General features: G+C 67.5%; 16 protein-coding genes and 1 pseudogene. 12 read left to right on the forward strand and 5 right to left on the reverse strand.

Going from position 1 to position 14,513, the window contains the following annotated elements; all coding sequences use genetic code 11:
- Nucleotides 1-163: 163 nt before the first annotated feature.
- A complete protein-coding gene (locus tag ACTWPB_RS19425; protein WP_446222014.1) occupies nucleotides 164-1,294 on the forward strand; it encodes a metallophosphoesterase in 1,131 nt (376 codons plus the stop codon).
- A 17-nt stretch (nucleotides 1,295-1,311) separates the two neighbouring features.
- Here ACTWPB_RS19425 and ACTWPB_RS19430 read toward each other — a convergent pair whose 3' ends face one another.
- The gene (locus tag ACTWPB_RS19430; protein ID WP_446222015.1) at nucleotides 1,312-2,376 is read right to left on the reverse strand and encodes a PQQ-dependent sugar dehydrogenase; all 1,065 of its coding nucleotides are present in this window, start codon (nucleotides 2,374-2,376) and stop codon (nucleotides 1,312-1,314) included.
- 79 nt (nucleotides 2,377-2,455) lie between these two features.
- Nucleotides 2,456-2,887: a PaaI family thioesterase gene (locus ACTWPB_RS19435; RefSeq protein ID WP_378950649.1), complete on the reverse strand. Its 432-nt coding sequence runs from the start codon at nucleotides 2,885-2,887 to the stop codon at nucleotides 2,456-2,458.
- A gap of 54 nt (nucleotides 2,888-2,941) precedes the next feature.
- Here ACTWPB_RS19435 and ACTWPB_RS19440 point away from each other — a divergent pair, with 54 nt between their 5' ends.
- Together ACTWPB_RS19440 and ACTWPB_RS19445 are read left to right on the forward strand one after the other, a co-directional pair.
- Nucleotides 2,942-3,559 (forward strand): TetR/AcrR family transcriptional regulator, encoded by a 618-nt coding sequence (locus tag ACTWPB_RS19440; RefSeq protein ID WP_446222016.1) that lies wholly within the window; start codon nucleotides 2,942-2,944, stop codon nucleotides 3,557-3,559.
- Nucleotides 3,549-4,265, forward strand: coding sequence for an HD domain-containing protein (locus tag ACTWPB_RS19445; RefSeq protein WP_446222017.1), 717 nt, complete (start codon nucleotides 3,549-3,551; stop codon nucleotides 4,263-4,265). The genes ACTWPB_RS19440 and ACTWPB_RS19445 overlap by 11 nt, the downstream gene beginning before the upstream one ends.
- Before the next feature lie 11 nt (nucleotides 4,266-4,276).
- Here ACTWPB_RS19445 and ACTWPB_RS19450 read toward each other — a convergent pair whose 3' ends face one another.
- Nucleotides 4,277-4,870, reverse strand: coding sequence for a TetR family transcriptional regulator (locus tag ACTWPB_RS19450; RefSeq protein ID WP_446222018.1), 594 nt, complete (start codon nucleotides 4,868-4,870; stop codon nucleotides 4,277-4,279).
- Nucleotides 4,871-5,108: 238 nt separating this feature from the next.
- Between ACTWPB_RS19450 and ACTWPB_RS19455 the strand changes: the two are divergent.
- The 6 genes and pseudogenes from ACTWPB_RS19455 to ACTWPB_RS19480 all read left to right on the forward strand — a co-directional run.
- Nucleotides 5,109-5,222 (forward strand): annotated as a pseudogene (locus tag ACTWPB_RS19455) (hypothetical protein); the annotation flags it as partial.
- The gene (locus ACTWPB_RS19460; RefSeq protein WP_446222019.1) at nucleotides 5,219-5,974 is read left to right on the forward strand and encodes an SDR family oxidoreductase; all 756 of its coding nucleotides are present in this window, start codon (nucleotides 5,219-5,221) and stop codon (nucleotides 5,972-5,974) included. The pseudogene ACTWPB_RS19455 and the gene ACTWPB_RS19460, both read left to right, overlap by 4 nt.
- 51 nt (nucleotides 5,975-6,025) lie before the next feature.
- Nucleotides 6,026-6,781: a 3-oxoacyl-ACP reductase FabG gene (gene fabG / locus ACTWPB_RS19465; protein WP_446222020.1), complete on the forward strand. Its 756-nt coding sequence runs from the start codon at nucleotides 6,026-6,028 to the stop codon at nucleotides 6,779-6,781.
- A complete protein-coding gene (locus ACTWPB_RS19470) occupies nucleotides 6,778-7,230 on the forward strand; it encodes a MaoC family dehydratase (RefSeq protein ID WP_446222021.1) in 453 nt (150 codons plus the stop codon). Before fabG ends, ACTWPB_RS19470 begins: the two co-directional genes overlap by 4 nt.
- Nucleotides 7,230-8,300 carry a phosphotransferase family protein gene (locus ACTWPB_RS19475; protein ID WP_446222022.1) on the forward strand — a complete coding sequence of 357 codons (1,071 nt, stop codon included), beginning with the start codon at nucleotides 7,230-7,232 and terminating at the stop codon, nucleotides 8,298-8,300. Before ACTWPB_RS19470 ends, ACTWPB_RS19475 begins: the two co-directional genes overlap by 1 nt.
- Nucleotides 8,301-8,324: 24 nt before the next feature.
- Nucleotides 8,325-8,819, forward strand: coding sequence for an acyl-CoA dehydrogenase family protein (locus ACTWPB_RS19480; protein ID WP_446226414.1), 495 nt, complete (start codon nucleotides 8,325-8,327; stop codon nucleotides 8,817-8,819).
- 22 nt (nucleotides 8,820-8,841) lie between these two features.
- On the opposite strand, the gene ald is transcribed toward ACTWPB_RS19480, so the two are convergent.
- Complete coding sequence (gene ald, locus ACTWPB_RS19485) at nucleotides 8,842-9,942, reverse strand: alanine dehydrogenase (RefSeq protein ID WP_446222023.1); 1,101 nt, start codon at nucleotides 9,940-9,942, stop codon at nucleotides 8,842-8,844.
- Nucleotides 9,943-10,062: 120 nt separating this feature from the next.
- On the opposite strand from ald, the gene ACTWPB_RS19490 reads away from it, so the two are divergent.
- The 3 genes from ACTWPB_RS19490 (at nucleotide 10,063) to ACTWPB_RS19500 (ending at nucleotide 12,838) form a co-directional block, all read left to right on the forward strand.
- Nucleotides 10,063-10,575 (forward strand): Lrp/AsnC family transcriptional regulator, encoded by a 513-nt coding sequence (locus ACTWPB_RS19490; RefSeq protein WP_446222024.1) that lies wholly within the window; start codon nucleotides 10,063-10,065, stop codon nucleotides 10,573-10,575.
- A 60-nt stretch (nucleotides 10,576-10,635) separates the two neighbouring features.
- The gene (locus ACTWPB_RS19495) at nucleotides 10,636-11,919 is read left to right on the forward strand and encodes an MFS transporter (protein ID WP_446222025.1); all 1,284 of its coding nucleotides are present in this window, start codon (nucleotides 10,636-10,638) and stop codon (nucleotides 11,917-11,919) included.
- Between the two features lie 103 nt (nucleotides 11,920-12,022).
- Complete coding sequence (locus tag ACTWPB_RS19500; protein WP_446222026.1) at nucleotides 12,023-12,838, forward strand: cyclase family protein; 816 nt, start codon at nucleotides 12,023-12,025, stop codon at nucleotides 12,836-12,838.
- A 6-nt stretch (nucleotides 12,839-12,844) separates the two neighbouring features.
- Here ACTWPB_RS19500 and ACTWPB_RS19505 read toward each other — a convergent pair whose 3' ends face one another.
- Nucleotides 12,845-14,401 (reverse strand): FAD-binding oxidoreductase, encoded by a 1,557-nt coding sequence (locus ACTWPB_RS19505; RefSeq protein WP_446222027.1) that lies wholly within the window; start codon nucleotides 14,399-14,401, stop codon nucleotides 12,845-12,847.
- Nucleotides 14,402-14,513 lie beyond the last annotated feature (112 nt).

A 14,513-nucleotide genomic window follows, 5' to 3' on the forward strand; every position in this document is an offset into this window, starting at 1 on the left:
GCAAAGCAAGAGCGGTGCTCTTGTTTGATGTGAGGTTCATGCGCCGCGCCGACGGTTCGCCCTCCTTGCGCCGGCGCAAGGGTTCGTCCGGGCCGAAGGGGAACTGAGATGATCTGATGTTGTGCGGCCCGACTGGGGGCGGCCTTGTTCAGGACGGGATCTCGTGAGCTCCGTTGTACTGGTGATAGTGGTCGTGCTGGTTCCGGCGGTGATGTTCGCGGTCCCGTGGTGGATGCTCGTTGCCGCGCCGACCGGCCGTAGTGGGACTCGGTTCCGGGTCGGCACCGTGGCCTGTGTGCTCGGGTATCTGTGTTTGCCTGTCGCTCTGTTCCTCGGGCACGGGCCGCCGCAGTTCGATCCCGCGGCGATCGTCGGTGACGTCCTGCTCGGGGTGTTGTGGGTGGTGTTCGTCTGGTCGGTGATCGGTTCTGTCGTCCGCGGCGCGCTGCGCGTCGTCCGTGTCGAGCGGATTCGCGCCAGTCGGGGCGTGGCTCTTGCTGTGGTGGCAGTGTCGGTGGTCCTTACCGGGTACGGGGTGTACGAGGCGCGGCGGGTGCCGCAGGTTCGTACGGTCGACGTCGCGATCCCGGGCTTGGCCGACGGGCTCGACGGGCTGCGGGTAGTGGTGCTCACCGATACCCACTTCGCCGCGATCGACCGGGCGGAATGGTCGCGAAGAGTTGTCGACGTGGTCAACGCGCAGCAGCCCGACATCGTGGGTCTGGCCGGGGATCTCGTCGACGGTTCGGTGGCGAACCGAGCCGATCAGGTCGCTCCGCTCGCTCGCGTCGAGGCGCCGCTCGGCCGGTTCTACATCACCGGCAATCACGAGTACCTCGACGACGCCCAGGGCTGGATCGACTACATGGCCTCGATCGGCTGGCAGCCGCTGCACAACGCGCATCGAACCGTCGAGCGCGACGGTGACCGGCTAGTTGTCGCCGGCATCGACGACCCCACCGCCGACGTGCCCGGTCACGGTCCCGACCTGCGCGCCGCGCTCGCGGGCACCGACCCCGAGCTACCGACCGTCCTGCTGGCCCACCAGCCGAAACAGGTCGCCGACAGTTCCGCGGTCGGGGTGGAACTCCAGATCTCCGGGCATACGCACGGCGGGCAGATCTGGCCGTTCCACTATCTGGTCCGGCTCGACCAGCCGGTCGTCGCGGGACTGAGTAGGCACGCGAACAACACCCAGCTCTACACCAGCCGCGGCACGGGCTATTGGGGTCCGCCGATGCGGGTGTTCGCGCCGAGTGAGATCACCGTGCTGGTGTTGCATCCGCAGCGGTGACCGCGGCCGGCTCGCGTTCAGTTGTCGAGCTCGAGGCGGACTATGCGGTCGTCACCGGCGGCGGGTTCGCCGCGGCCGTCGGTGTTGTTCGTCAGCAGCCAGAGTGCGCCATCAGGGGCGACGGTGATGTCGCGGAGGCGCCCGTACTCGCCGACGAGATATTCGGTCGACTGGGTGAGGTTGTCGAGCGGGATTCGATGTAGTCGCTCGCCGCGCAGATTGGCGATGTAGAGGGACCCGTCGGTGTTCGTCATTCCGCTCGGGCTGGCTTCGGACGGTTTCCACTGTTGAACGGGATCGATGAAGCCCGGTCGGCCGGCGATGCCTTCGACCTCGGGCCAGCCGTAGTTGCCGCCGGGTTCGATGAGATTGAGTTCGTCCCAGGTGTTCTGGCCGAATTCGCTGGCGAACATCCTGCCGTCGGGCGCCCAGGTGATGCCCTGCGGATTCCGGTGACCGTAGCTGTAGACGAGTGAGCCGGGAATGGGGTTGTCGGCTGGTGCTTGCCCGTCCGGTGTCATGCGCAGGATCTTTCCGGCGAGGGTGGCGCGATCCTGGGCGGTCCGGCGCTCGCCCGCGTCGCCGACGGTGGCATACAGCATTCCGTCGGGACCGAAAGCGATCCGGCCGCCGTTGTGGTTGGCCGCGGCGGGCAGTCCGGTGAGGATCGTCGTGCCGCCACCGAGTGCGAGATTGCCCGGCTGTCCGGTGAGGTCGAATCGTTCGATCCGGTTGTCGTCGGCGGCGGTGTAATAGGCGAACAACTGCCCTCCGCGCACCGCGATGCCGAGGAGGCCGCCTTCGCCGGCGGCTTCGACATCGTCGACGGTGCCCACCTCGTGTTGTGTTCCGTCGGTACCGATTTCGAGGATGCGGGCGCTGTCCCGCTCGCTCACCAGTGCGGTGGTGCCGTGGAAGGCGATCGACCACGGCGCGTCGAGCTCATCGGTGACGGTGGAGTTGTGTTCGGACGAACCGGTCCGGGTGCTCGGCTGCTCGGAGCCGTCGCTCGGGGCGCATGCGCACAGCAGACCGAGAGCGACGGCGGACACGACGAGAAACGCGGCATTGCGGGACTCCATGACGTCGAGGTTAAGCCCGATGTCCGGCGGTGTGCCAGGTGCTGTGAGGGGATATTCGCAGCATGCCCGACTACGTGGTTCATCCCACTTTGTAAGTGCCCGCGCCCGCGGCGATGAGGCGACCGCCGTCGGTGGCGACGATGTCGACCCGGCAGGTGCTGAGGTGGCGGCCGGCGCGCAGGCGAGTGCCGATGATGTCGATGCTTTCGGCGTGGGCGGGCTGGATGAAATCGATGGACATCGAGACTGTCACCCCCCGCAATTGCTCAGGGAGTCGGGCTCCGGCCCAGGCCGCGGCCATGATCCCGATGTCGATGCATCCTGCGAGGGCGCCGCCGTGGACCATGTCGCCGACTGTGACGAGTTCTTCGCGGAAGGGCATGCGTAGGCGGGCCAGGCCTTCCTCGATGTCGACGAGTTCGATGCCCATGTGCCGGACGAAGGGGGATTGGGGGAGGAACAGGGCCATGGCTTCGCTGCCGGTGCGGGGGAGTTGCGGAGAGAGGGTCATCGGTACTCCTATCGGAAGTTGACTACGATATCGGAACAAGACTACGGTATTGGCATGACGTTGGAACCCCCTACCGACCGACGCAAACGACGGACCCACACCGCCGTGCTCGACGCCGCGCAGGTCTTGTTCCTTCGAGAGGGCTACCGCGGCACCACCATTGACATGCTCGCCGCCGAGGCCGACGTGGCGGTGAGCTCGATCTACGCCAATTTTCGCGAGGGCAAGGCCGACGTATACGCCGCGCTGGCCTGGCGCATAGCGACCCTGCACGCGGAAGCGATGTCCGCACCGATCGGCAGTGAGTCGACCCCGCATGGCGAGGTCGCCGCCGTATACGACCGCTACGTCGCCTTCCATCGGGAGAACCCACTCGCGTTGCGGATCCTCGCGCTGACCGACGTCGACGTCAGTGAATCCGAACTGGCGACGACAGCGAAGGTGCGAATCGACGATGTGCTCGGCGGCTTGATCGAATCCTTCGCCGCCGCAGTGCGACTGGTGGGCTGTGATGTCGAAGCCCAGGCGCTGGTGATGGTTTCGTGGGCCGCGGTGAACGGGGCCTACTCGCTGTTCCAGCGCCGGATCGTCGACGAGACAACCCTGGAAGCCATGCTCGGCATCGCTCGAGCCGATCTGCTTTCCCATGTAGGAGATGACCATGAGGCGTGACGGCGAATTGAGCCGAGTGCGGCAGATCCGCACTGTAGCTTCGGCATTGGGCCTACAGACCACGGCCTTGCCGCATCTGATCCGCGGGCTGCGTCGCGAGGGAGACGGTTCGGGTTGGGCAGCGCCGGTGCCACCGGATTCACGACTGTGTCGATCGGCACTGGAAGAAGCCACGCAGGCACTCACTCCCGCGCTGCTCGCCCACAGCTTGCGCTGCTGGGAATTCGGCATGGCCTTGGCGGGGGTGGACGACCTGAGCCCCGACCCCGAGGCGCTCTACCTCGCCTGTGTGCTGCACGACGTCGCCGTGGGCGAGCCTGTCGATCCGGCGGTGGGGTGTTTCGCTCTGCTCGGCGCACACCGGGCTCGCGCGTTCGTTCTCGACGGTGGCGCCACGCCTGCGCTGGGGGAGTGCGTCCATACCGCCATCGCACGCCACCTGGACCTGGCGACTCCGCGTGACCGCGGCGCGGAAGCGGCATTGCTGCACGACGCCGCCCATCTGGATGTCACGGGTTTGCGTGCCTACCAATTGGATTCGCGTCAGCTCGCAGCCATCGACGCCCGCCACAGCAGGAACGGATTCGCCGCTGAGTTCACCGCGGCCATGCGGCATGAGGCGCGCCTCCGGCCACGTTCTACAGCGGCGACACTCTGGTACTCGGGAATGCGGGTAGCCATCGCGCTGAACCCGTTGGATCGCTGATCCGCGTCAGCTCAGTGGGCCCCGACGATGCGTAGAGCCATGTCGGCGTAGGCGTCGGCGATGTCCTCGGGGCTCCAGTCGCCCTCGTCGCGGTACCAGCGGGCGATATCGATGCCGAGCGAGAGCAGGGCGACCCCGGCCATGCGCGGGCTGGGGGTGTCGAAGACGCCCGCCGCGACGCCGCGCTCGACGAGAGCCCGGATCTGCGCGTCGATCTGGTGGCGGATATCGAGGATCTCGGCGTAGTGCTCGGGAGTGAGCGCGGACAGTTCGTAGTTCACGATCCTGGCGCCGGTGTGCCCTCTGGCATGGTGAACAGCGAAGGCGTGCACCACATTTCGCAGCGCGATGGCCGGTTCGCCGGACGACTCGACTCCCTCGAGCACGAGGTCGAGTGTTTCTTCGTGCCCGGAGCGCGAGATCAGATAGAGCAGCTCTTCCTTGGATTTGTGATGGACGTACACCGCGGCGGGGCTCAAGCCCGCGGCCGCGGCGATATCGCGTGTGGTGGTGCCGTTGAAGCCCTTCTCGGCGAACGCGGCGATGGCTGCGTCGAGTAGACGCGCGCGGGTCGCGTCGGAGCGGGCTTCTGTCATGTCGGTCATCGCGGGGTCATTATCTCGCCCCGGAATCGCATCCCTCGGATCAGGTGGTGTGACGTGGATTACAGGTGCCCGCATATTGACGGCCGTCGCCGGACTGTTGCACCATGCTTGACTAAGCAAGCGCTTACTTAATTGAGGAGATTCGATGCCGGAAGCCGTGATCGTCGCCGCTGCCCGTTCCCCGATAGGCCGGGCGGGCAAGGGGTCGTTCAAAGACACGCGCGCTGATGATCTGACCGTTCCCAGCACCTTGATCAACTCACTGCGCCACCACGACAAGCAGTTCGGCCTCGAGACCATGTGCGTCGGCGGCGGCCAGGGTATGGCGATGGTGCTGGAGCGTCTGTCGTGAGCGGCCGATTCGCGGGCAAAACCGCGATTGTGACCGGGGCGAGCCGGGGCATCGGGTTCGGCATCGCGGAGCGGCTGGTGGCCGACGGCGCGAAGGTCGTGATCACCGCGCGCAAGCAGGACGCGCTCGATGACGCGGTCGAGCAATTGGGCGGTGCGCAACGTGCGCTCGGTGTGGCCGGACGCGCCGACGACATCGAGCATCAGGCTGATGCGGTCAGCCGGGCGATCGAAGCGTTCGGCGGTGTCGATCTGCTGGTGAACAACACCGGAATCAATCCGGTGTACGGGCCGATGATCGAGATGGATCTCCAGGCGGCCCGCAAGATCATCGAGGTCAACTGCCTCGCGGCGTTGTCGTGGGCTCAGCAGGTGCACAGGGCGTGGATGGACGAGCACGGCGGCGCGATCGTCAACGTCTCCTCGGTCGCCGGGTTGCGCCCCGCGCCGGGCATCGGCTTCTACGGTGCCAGCAAGGCGATGCTCACCTACATCACCCAGGAGCTGGCCGTGGAGCTCGGCCCGAATATCCGGGTCAACGCCGTGGCACCCGCGGTGGTGAAGACGAAGTTCGCCACCGCGCTCTACGAGGGCCGCGAGCAGGAACTCGCCGAGACCTACCCGCTCAAACGGCTCGGCGTGCCCGAGGACATCGCCGGTGCGGTGGCGTTCCTGCTCTCCGCCGACGCCGCCTGGATCACCGGCCAGCTGCTGGTCGTCGACGGTGGCGTGACCCTGACCGGCGGCGTCTGACATATCGGCTCGGACCGCCGAAGACATATCGAACCAAGGAGGAATGACTCGATGAGTACCACCAACACCGCCATCGTCACCGGGGCTGCCCGCGGAATCGGCGCTGCCGTGGCCCGCCGTCTGGCCGCGGACGGATTCGCCGTGGCCGTCATCGATCTCGACGAAGCCGCGGGCAAGCCGGTGGTCGCCGAGATCGAGGCCGCCGGTGGACGTGCGATCGCGATCGGCGCCGACGTCGCCGACGAGGCTGCCGTGGAAGCCGCTGTCGAGCGGGTCACCGCCGAGCTCGGCGCGCCGACCGTGCTGGTCAACAACGCCGGTGTCCTGCGCGACAACCTGCTGTTCCGGATGACCGCCGACGACTGGGACACGGTGATGAACGTGCACCTGCGCGGGTCGTTCCTGATGACCCGCGCGGTCCAGAAGCACATGACCGCAGCCCGTTTCGGACGCATCGTCAACCTGTCGAGCACCTCGGCGCTCGGCAACCGCGGACAGGCCAACTACGCGGCCGCCAAGGCCGGGTTGCAGGGGTTCACCAAGACCCTCGCCTTCGAGCTCGGCAAGTTCGGCATTACCGCCAACGCGGTCGCGCCCGGTTTCATCGAAACCGAGATGACCGCCGCGACGGCGGCGCGCGTGGGCATCTCGTTCGAGGACCTCAAGGCCGGGGCCGCTGCGGAAATCCCCGTCGCGCGCACCGGCGTGCCCGACGATATCGCGCACGCGGTGTCGTTCTTCGTCAGCGAGGGCGCCGGTTTCGTCTCCGGGCAGGTGCTCTACGTGGCGGGCGGGCCGAAGGCATGAGGACCTTCCATGGCGTCGCCGAGCTCGAAGCCGCTGTCGGCGCGCATCTCGGCTACTCCGGATGGCACACCGTCGCCCAGGCCCAGATCGATACCTTCGCCGATGCCACCGGCGATCACCAGTGGATCCATGTCGATCCGGTGAAGGCGGCACAGGGCCCCTTCGGAACCACCATCGCGCACGGCTATCTGACGCTGTCGCTCGTGCCGGACCTGGTCGGGCAGATCTATCGGGTGGAGGGCGTCGAGATGGGTGTCAACTACGGTGCCAACAAGCTTCGGTTCCCGGCCCCGGTGCCGGTCGACTCGAAGGTTCGCGCCGGTGTCGAGTTGCTCTCGGTCGAGCCCGGCGGAGGCGGACATCTGGTCACCGCGAAGGTCACCGTCGAACGCGAAGGTGGCGACAAGCCGGTGTGCGTGGTCGAGACCGTGTCGCTCGTGGTGGCCTGATGGGGATTGCGCCGGAACTTCCCGGGCTCGATCTCGGTCGCTTCTCGTCGTGGTTGCGTACCGAGATCCCCGGTGTCGACTCGCCGATCAGCGGCAGGCTGATCGCAGGCGGGAAATCGAACCTGACCTATGAGGTCACCGACGGCACCCGGCGGTGGATCGTGCGTCGTCCGCCGCTGGGACATGTTCTCGCGACCGCACACGACATGGCCCGCGAGTACCGGGTGATGGCGGCGCTGGCACCGACCGCCGTCCCGGTGCCCGAGATGTACGCGCTGTGCCGTGATGAGGACGTTCTCGGCGCGCCGTTCTCTGTGATGGAGCGGGTCGACGGCACGCCGTACCGGAATGCCGCCGAGCTGGTCGCGCTGGGACCCGAACGGACCAGGGCGATCTCGACCGGTCTGATCGACACCCTCGCCGCGCTGCACGCTGTCGACCCGGCGGCGGTCGGGCTGGCGGACTTCGGCAGGCCGGCGGGTTTTCTCGCGCGCCAAGTGACCCGGTGGCGCAAGCAGCTCGACGCATCGCACACGCGCGAGCTGCCCGCGGCCGTCGAGCTCCACGCGCGCCTGGCCGCCGATGTCCCCGCCGAGTCGGCCGTCGGGATCGTGCACGGCGACTTCCGCCTCGACAACGTGCTGACCGATGCCGACGACCGTCCCGCGGCCGTCATCGACTGGGAGATGGCCACGCTCGGCGACCCGCTCACCGACCTGGCGTTGATGATCGTCTACGGCCGCCTCGCGTCCGGAACCTCGAGCAACGCGAACGTGGCGGATGCGTCCGTCGCGCCCGGCTTCCTGTCCGAAGCCGAGATCATCGCGCGCTATGCCGCACGCAGTGACCGCGACATGTCCCGCTTCGGCTTCTACCTGGGACTGGCGGCCTTCAAGCTCGCCGCGATCCTCGAGGGCGTGCACTACCGCTACCTGCACGGCCAGACCGTGGGCGCGGGCTTCGAGACCATCGGTGCCGCGGTCGAACCGCTGCTCGAAACCGGTCTCGCCGCACTACGTTTCGAGGTCGACGCCGGCGGTGAGCCGCGCGGCCAACGGGAGCCACGATGACAGTCAACGAACTCGGGGCGCAAGATCGAGCAGTTCCTCGCCGCCCATGATCCGGCCACCACCGAGCGCCTCGACTTCCTGCGCGCCCGCTACGACGCGGGGCTGGCCTGGGTGTACTTCCCACCCGGCCACGGCGGGCTCGGTCTCCCGCATGCCCGGCAGGTCGAAGTGGACCGTGCGTTCGAGGAGGCGGGCGCACCCGACAACAATCCCTATGGCAACGGTATCGGCCTCGGCATGGCAGCGCCGACGATCCTGGCCTACGGGACCGACGAGCAGAAGCGGCGCTTTCTGCGGCCGCTGTGGACCGGCGAGGAAATCCGGTGCCAGCTCTGCGGCGATCTCGCCGTGCTCGCGGGTGAAGAGGCAGTGCAGCTACACGGCGGCATGGGCATGACCTGGGAGCACCCGGCGCACCTGTACCTCGAGCGTGCCACAGCCGACCACATCGCCTTCGGCACGGGTGGCGTTCATCGGTCCCGCCTGGCGGATCTGCTCGACATACCCGGCCCGCGATAAGGCTGTCGCCGCCGCGCGTGCCCTACCCGACCTGTGCCATGAGGTCGTGGGCGGCGGCGACCTGGGCGTTGGTGACGTTGCCTGCGTGGGTGTTCAGGCCGAGTGCGAGGCTGGGATCTTCCGCGCAGGCGCGTTCGGAGCCCTTACCTGCCAAGGCCACCACGTAGGGCAGGGTGGCGTTGGTCAGTGCGTAGGTCGAGGTGTGCGGCACGGAGCCTGGCATGTTCGCCACGCAATAGAACGTCGACGCGTGAACCTGATAGGTCGGATCCGCATGGGTCGTCGGGTGGGTGTCGGCGAAGCAGCCGCCCTGGTCGACCGCGATATCGACCAGCACCGAACCCGGTTTCATCTGCGCGACCAGCTCGTTGCTCACCAGCTTGGGTGCGGCGGCTCCGGGGATCAGGACAGCGCCGATCACCATATCCGCCGCGCGGACCTGCTCGGCGATCGCCAGCTTCGACGAGGCCAACCCGCGCACACGGTTGTTGTAGCGCCAGAACGACATTCGCAGTTTGTCGAGGTCGGTGTCGAGAAGCGTGACGTGCGCGCCCATTCCCAAGGCGATGTTGGCCGCGTTCTGGCCCGCGACTCCGGCCCCGATGATGACCACGTCGGCCTGGTCGACCCCGCCGACGCCACCGAGCAGTACCCCGCGACCGCCGTAGGGCCTCATCAGCGCGTGCGCGCCCACTTGCGGCGCCAGGCAACCCGCGACTTCCGACATGGGGTACAGCAGCGGCAGCGTACCGGAGGGCAGTTGCACTGTCTCGTAGGCGATAGCCGTAACCCGTTGCGCCAGTAGCTGTTCGGTCAACGGCCGGTCTGCCGCCAGATGCAGGTAGGTGAACAGGACCAGCCCTTCGCGCAAGCGGTGATATTCCTGCGCGACGGGTTCCTTGACCTTCAATACCAGCTCTGCCTCGGCCCAGACGGCGTCGGCGTCGGCGAGGATCTGTGCTCCTGCCGCGAGGTATTCGGAGTCGGGAATCGACGATCCCACCCCCGCCCCCGCTTCGATGATCACGTGATGACCGTTCGACACCAGTTCGTGCACACCGATCGGCGTGATCGCTACGCGAAATTCGTTGTTCTTGACTTCCTTGGGGACACCGATGCGCATGGTAGATGCTCCTTACGGATGATCGATTTCTCCTCCGAGGATCGAGGATCAGTACCGCAACCGGCTATCACACCTGCACAATCGGCGGATATCGGTATCGGAGCCGAGTATCCTGCGATCATGGCGTCGCGAGAGCAACACCGCCCGCAACCCGTGCAGCCGTTCCGGGGGTTGCCGTCGAACCTCGACGACATCGACCGCAGGCTGCTCGCCGAACTCGCCGAGAACGCGCGCGTTCCCAACAATGTCCTGGCGGCGCGGGTCGGCATCGCCGCGTCGACGTGTTCGCTGCGCCTACGCAGGCTCCGGGAACTCGGTGCGATCCGCGGTTTCTACACCGACATCGCCCCGGAGGCACTGGGGCTGCCGCTCCAGGCGATGATCTCGGTCCAGGTGCAACCGGCGGCTCGGGCCCGCATCGGTGAGCTGAGTGCCAAGCTCGCCGCACTGCCCGGTGTGGTGAACGTGTACTTCCTCGCGGGCACCGTGGACTTCCTGATCCAGGTGTCGGCGGCCTCACCGGACGCGTTGCGCGAGTTCGTGACTCAGGAACTCAGCGCGACCCGCGAATTCGCTTCGACCGAGACGAGTTTGGTCTTCGAGCACATTCGCAGCCCGCAGCCCACGCGCTGACGGCCGGTCGCGCCGAGCCCGTGCACGGCGTCGGGACGGAGTCTCTGCGACGATGTGCCCATGAGCACCACCACCCGACCGGGTGTGATCACCGCGGGCACGCTGGTTCTGTTGTCGTCGCTGTATTTCGCGCAGGGCCTGCCGTTCGGCTTCTTCACCCAGGCGCTGCCGGTGGTGCTGCGCGAATCGGGCTATTCGCTGGTGGCGATCAGTGCCTCGGGTGTGCTGTTCCTGCCGTGGGCGCTGAAGTTTCTCTGGGCGCCCTATGTCGATCGGTACGGCACCCGGCGTACCTGGCTGCTGGTGCTGCAACTGCTGTCGGCCGCGGTCGCGATGGTGCTGGCCTGCATGGATCTGTCGTCCTCGCTGCGCGCGATGTTCGTCGGCATCGTCGTGGTGAACCTGCTCTCGGCGACCCAGGACGTGGCCACCGACGGTTTGGCGGTGCGCCTGCTGGGTCCGCGTCAGCGCGGGCTCGGCAACGGCATCCAGGTCGGGGCCTATCGGGTCGGGATGATCGTCGGCGGTGGCGCCCTGCTGTGGTTGTACGCGCTGGCGGGCTGGCGGGCACTATTTCTGACCATGGCGGTACTGATCATGCTCACCACGGTGCCGGTGTGGCTGCTGCGGGAGCGGGTCGTCGACCGTGCGCCGCGCGGGAAGCCCGCGCAGCTGCTCGGCGCCTGGTGGACCAGATTGCGCCGCCCCGGCATCCTTGCCTTCATCGCGTTGATCGGCGCCTTCAAGTTCGGTGACTCGATGGCCGCGGCGCTCACCGGTCCCTTCCTGTCCGACGCGGGCCTCGACCTCGGCGAGATCGCCCTGATCAAAGGTGTTCTCTCCTCGGCGGGCGCGCTGGCCGGTGCGGCGCTGGGTGGCTGGCTGGCCTACCGTTTCGGCCGCCGCAAGGCGCTGCTGATCGGCGGTGTCACCCAGACCGCGAGCATCGCGCTGTATCTGTTCGCCGCCCTCGGCCTCGGCGGGTTCGAACTGCTCGTCACCGCCAGTCTCGCCGAGCACGTGTTCGGCGGTGCCGCCACCGTCGCCGTCTTCGCCCTCATGATGGACGCCTCCGAACCCGACCACGCGGGCAGCGACTACACCCTGCTCGCCTGCGCGATCGTCATCGTCCAAGGCGTGGCCGGGATGGCCGCGGGCCTCGTCGGCGAGCTGGCCGGATACCCCACGCTCTTCGCCACCGGTCTGGTGCTGTCCGGGCTCGGGTGCGCCGCGATGATTCTCGGCCTGTCTCGCGGTCTGGGGCCCGCCAACCTGTATCAAGCCCTGGCACCGAGCGAAAGTCCGCTACCCGCCGCAGGCCGCGACCAGCGCGCCGACAGATAGTCCGGCGACGGTCGCGCCGTCCACCCGGTCGGCCGGAAATCCCGCCTTCCGCATCGGCCCTGATCATGCGCCGAACCTGGTTCGCTCGGCTATCTTGAGTCCGATGTGCTCGCCCGAGATCGTTCGTCTCGCCCATGAGAGTGCGCCACAGCCGAGTCGGCGGGCCGTGCTCGGCCTCGCCGGGCTCACCGCGCTGGCCGTGGCGGCACCCGCGCCAGCCGTCGCCGCGCCGCGTTCCGGCGTCATCGACCTCACCCACACGCTGACACCGCACTTGCCGGTGTGGCCGGGCAATCCGCCGATGGTCATGGTCCCGGTGGCCTGGCACGCGTCGGGTGGGTTCGGGCAGTACGCGCTCGGGTACTGGGAGCACACCGGAACCCATCTCGACGCGCCCGCCCATCGGATTCCCGGCGCCACCACGACCGAGGCTCTCGCCGTCGAGGACCTCGTCGCGCCGCTCGTCGTCATCGATATCAGTGCCAAGGCCGCCGTCGACGCCGATGCGGTGGTGACCGTTGCCGATATCGACAGCTGGCGGTCGCAGCACGGTGACATCCCCGAGCGGGCCTTTGTCGCGATGTATTCCGGGTGGGAACGACGCATCGCCGAGCCGTCGACCTTCCTCAATCTCGACGAGCGAACAACGCCGCACGCGCCGGGTTTCTCCGCCGAGGCCGCGGAATACCTGGTGGCGCAATGCGGGATCGTCGGTGCCGGTGTCGACACGCTGAGTCTGGATTGCGGTGCCGATCCCGAATACGGTGCGCACACAGCCGTTCTCGGTGCGGGTCGCTACGGCGTGGAGATGCTCGCCAACCTCGCCGCGGTACCGCCGAGCGGCGCGACGGTGATCATCGGCGCGCCGAAACACGCAGGCGGCACGGGTGGACCGTGCCGGGTGCTGGCGCTCACCTGACCGGCCTCACCAGTCGGGTCGGCCGATCGAAAGCCGGTGCTGGAAAACATTTCCCGGATCCGCGGCGGCCTTGACTCGGAGCAGTCGCCGATAGTTGTCGCCGTAATAGAAGGCATGCCACGGTAGGCCGGAGGTGTTCCACTCGGGATCGGCCAGATCCGGGTCCGGATAGTTGATGTAACTGCCGCCGTAGGCCTCGTTCGGCACCGGGACACCGCCGGTGTCGGCATGGACGTCGCGATACATCGCGCGAGCCCAGCGCAGATATCTGTCGTCGTCGAAGGGCAGCCGCCACGATGCGTGGATCAGCATCTTCATGAACGAATCCCGCGCCGGCATCGCCGTCGCGTCGGCGGTGACGGCATTGATCGCGCCGCCGAACGGCAGGAATTCGAGCTGGGATTCGCCGAGGAAGCCGAGATCGGTGAGGTAGCGGTGGAAGATTCGGAGTTGTTCGGGGGAGTAGGCCTTGCGGAGATAGGCGGCTTTGACTTTGACCCGCGTCGTGTTCTTGCCCTTGGCGTAATACACCTGGGCCAGTGTGTCCGGGTAGGACAGCTGGGTGACCGGGGTGAGTATTCCCGGCGGGAACACGCCCTCGCTCACCGTGTCGACGAATTCGTCGAAACGGGTTCGCGCGTCGGGTGTTTCGGCATCCAACAGGATCAGCATCTCGGCCGCGCCGGTGCCGGTCGTCCGGATCATCAGTGGTGCGTAAAGACCGGCGAATTCATTACCGGGCGCACTGTGGCGTTCGAAGAACCCGAGGTAATTACCGAGCAACCGGACGAACGAATCCTCGGTCGTGATGGGCAGGATCAGTCGCGCGTTCAGCATGCTGCCCGGCGGTTTCGGCAGGGCCTGCGCCGGGTCCGAGCCGTCGGATTCGGGCGAGCGGAGCAGGAACCGGGTCACCACACCGAAATTGCCGCCCCCACCACCGGTGTGCGCCCACCACAGCTCGCGGTCGGGGCCGTCCTTGGTCGCGACCACCACTTTCGCGGTGCCGTCGGCATCGACGGTGACCAGTTCCACCCCGGCCAGATGATCGGCGACGAGCCCGAATCGCCGTGACAACGGACCATAGCCACCACCGCTGACATGACCGCCCATCCCGACGCCGAGGCAGATCCCGCCCGGCACCGTGACGCCCCAGCGGTGCAGTGCGTGGTAGACGGTGCCGATGTCGGCGCCTGCGTCGACCGAGAACGCACCGTGGCGCTCGTCCCAGTACACCGCGTTCAGCAGGCCGAGGTCGATGATCGAACGCGTCTGCGCGTTGTCGACGAAATCGTCGAAGCAGTGCCCGCCCGAGCGCGCCGCGATCCCCGAGTCCTCGCCCACCGCCGCGGCGACCGCGCGACGAACCTCCTCGGCGCTGGTCGGCACATAGATCTTCGCCGGTCGAGCCGAGAATCGCCGGTTGTACCCGCGCGCGGCCAGCGACCGGAACTCGCCCGCGCCGAGCGCACGTTCCTCAGCGCGCCCTACGGGCATTCCGAGCGCGGCCATGGCGGGGCCGACCGCGGCCGCGGTGATCAACGTTCGACGTGAGAGCGACACCGGGATCCTTTCGCGCCACGCTGTTCGAGATGACTCTGCTCGGACAGTAGCGCCGATCACCGATGATCGGACGGCGGAAATGCGGGTGGGGTCGCAGCGGTTGCGAGTTCGA

The organism is Nocardia sp. IBHARD005 (assembly GCF_052814245.1).

What these genes read in the sequence shown, in the direction of transcription:
- ACTWPB_RS19430 (WP_446222015.1), bottom strand. Translation starts at nt 2,376, where the DNA reads ATGGAGTCCCGCAATGCCGCGTTTCTCGTCGTGTCCGCCGTCGCTCTC.
- ACTWPB_RS19435 (WP_378950649.1), bottom strand. Translation starts at nt 2,887, where the DNA reads ATGACCCTCTCTCCGCAACTCCCCCGCACCGGCAGCGAAGCCATGGCC.
- ACTWPB_RS19440 (WP_446222016.1), top strand. Translation starts at nt 2,942, where the DNA reads ATGACGTTGGAACCCCCTACCGACCGACGCAAACGACGGACCCACACC.
- ACTWPB_RS19445 (WP_446222017.1), top strand. Translation starts at nt 3,549, where the DNA reads ATGAGGCGTGACGGCGAATTGAGCCGAGTGCGGCAGATCCGCACTGTA.
- ACTWPB_RS19450 (WP_446222018.1), bottom strand. Translation starts at nt 4,870, where the DNA reads ATGACCGACATGACAGAAGCCCGCTCCGACGCGACCCGCGCGCGTCTA.
- fabG (WP_446222020.1), top strand. Translation starts at nt 6,026, where the DNA reads ATGAGTACCACCAACACCGCCATCGTCACCGGGGCTGCCCGCGGAATC.
- ACTWPB_RS19470 (WP_446222021.1), top strand. Translation starts at nt 6,778, where the DNA reads ATGAGGACCTTCCATGGCGTCGCCGAGCTCGAAGCCGCTGTCGGCGCG.
- ACTWPB_RS19475 (WP_446222022.1), top strand. Translation starts at nt 7,230, where the DNA reads ATGGGGATTGCGCCGGAACTTCCCGGGCTCGATCTCGGTCGCTTCTCG.
- ald (WP_446222023.1), bottom strand. Translation starts at nt 9,942, where the DNA reads ATGCGCATCGGTGTCCCCAAGGAAGTCAAGAACAACGAATTTCGCGTA.
- ACTWPB_RS19490 (WP_446222024.1), top strand. Translation starts at nt 10,063, where the DNA reads ATGGCGTCGCGAGAGCAACACCGCCCGCAACCCGTGCAGCCGTTCCGG.
- ACTWPB_RS19495 (WP_446222025.1), top strand. Translation starts at nt 10,636, where the DNA reads ATGAGCACCACCACCCGACCGGGTGTGATCACCGCGGGCACGCTGGTT.
- ACTWPB_RS19500 (WP_446222026.1), top strand. Translation starts at nt 12,023, where the DNA reads ATGTGCTCGCCCGAGATCGTTCGTCTCGCCCATGAGAGTGCGCCACAG.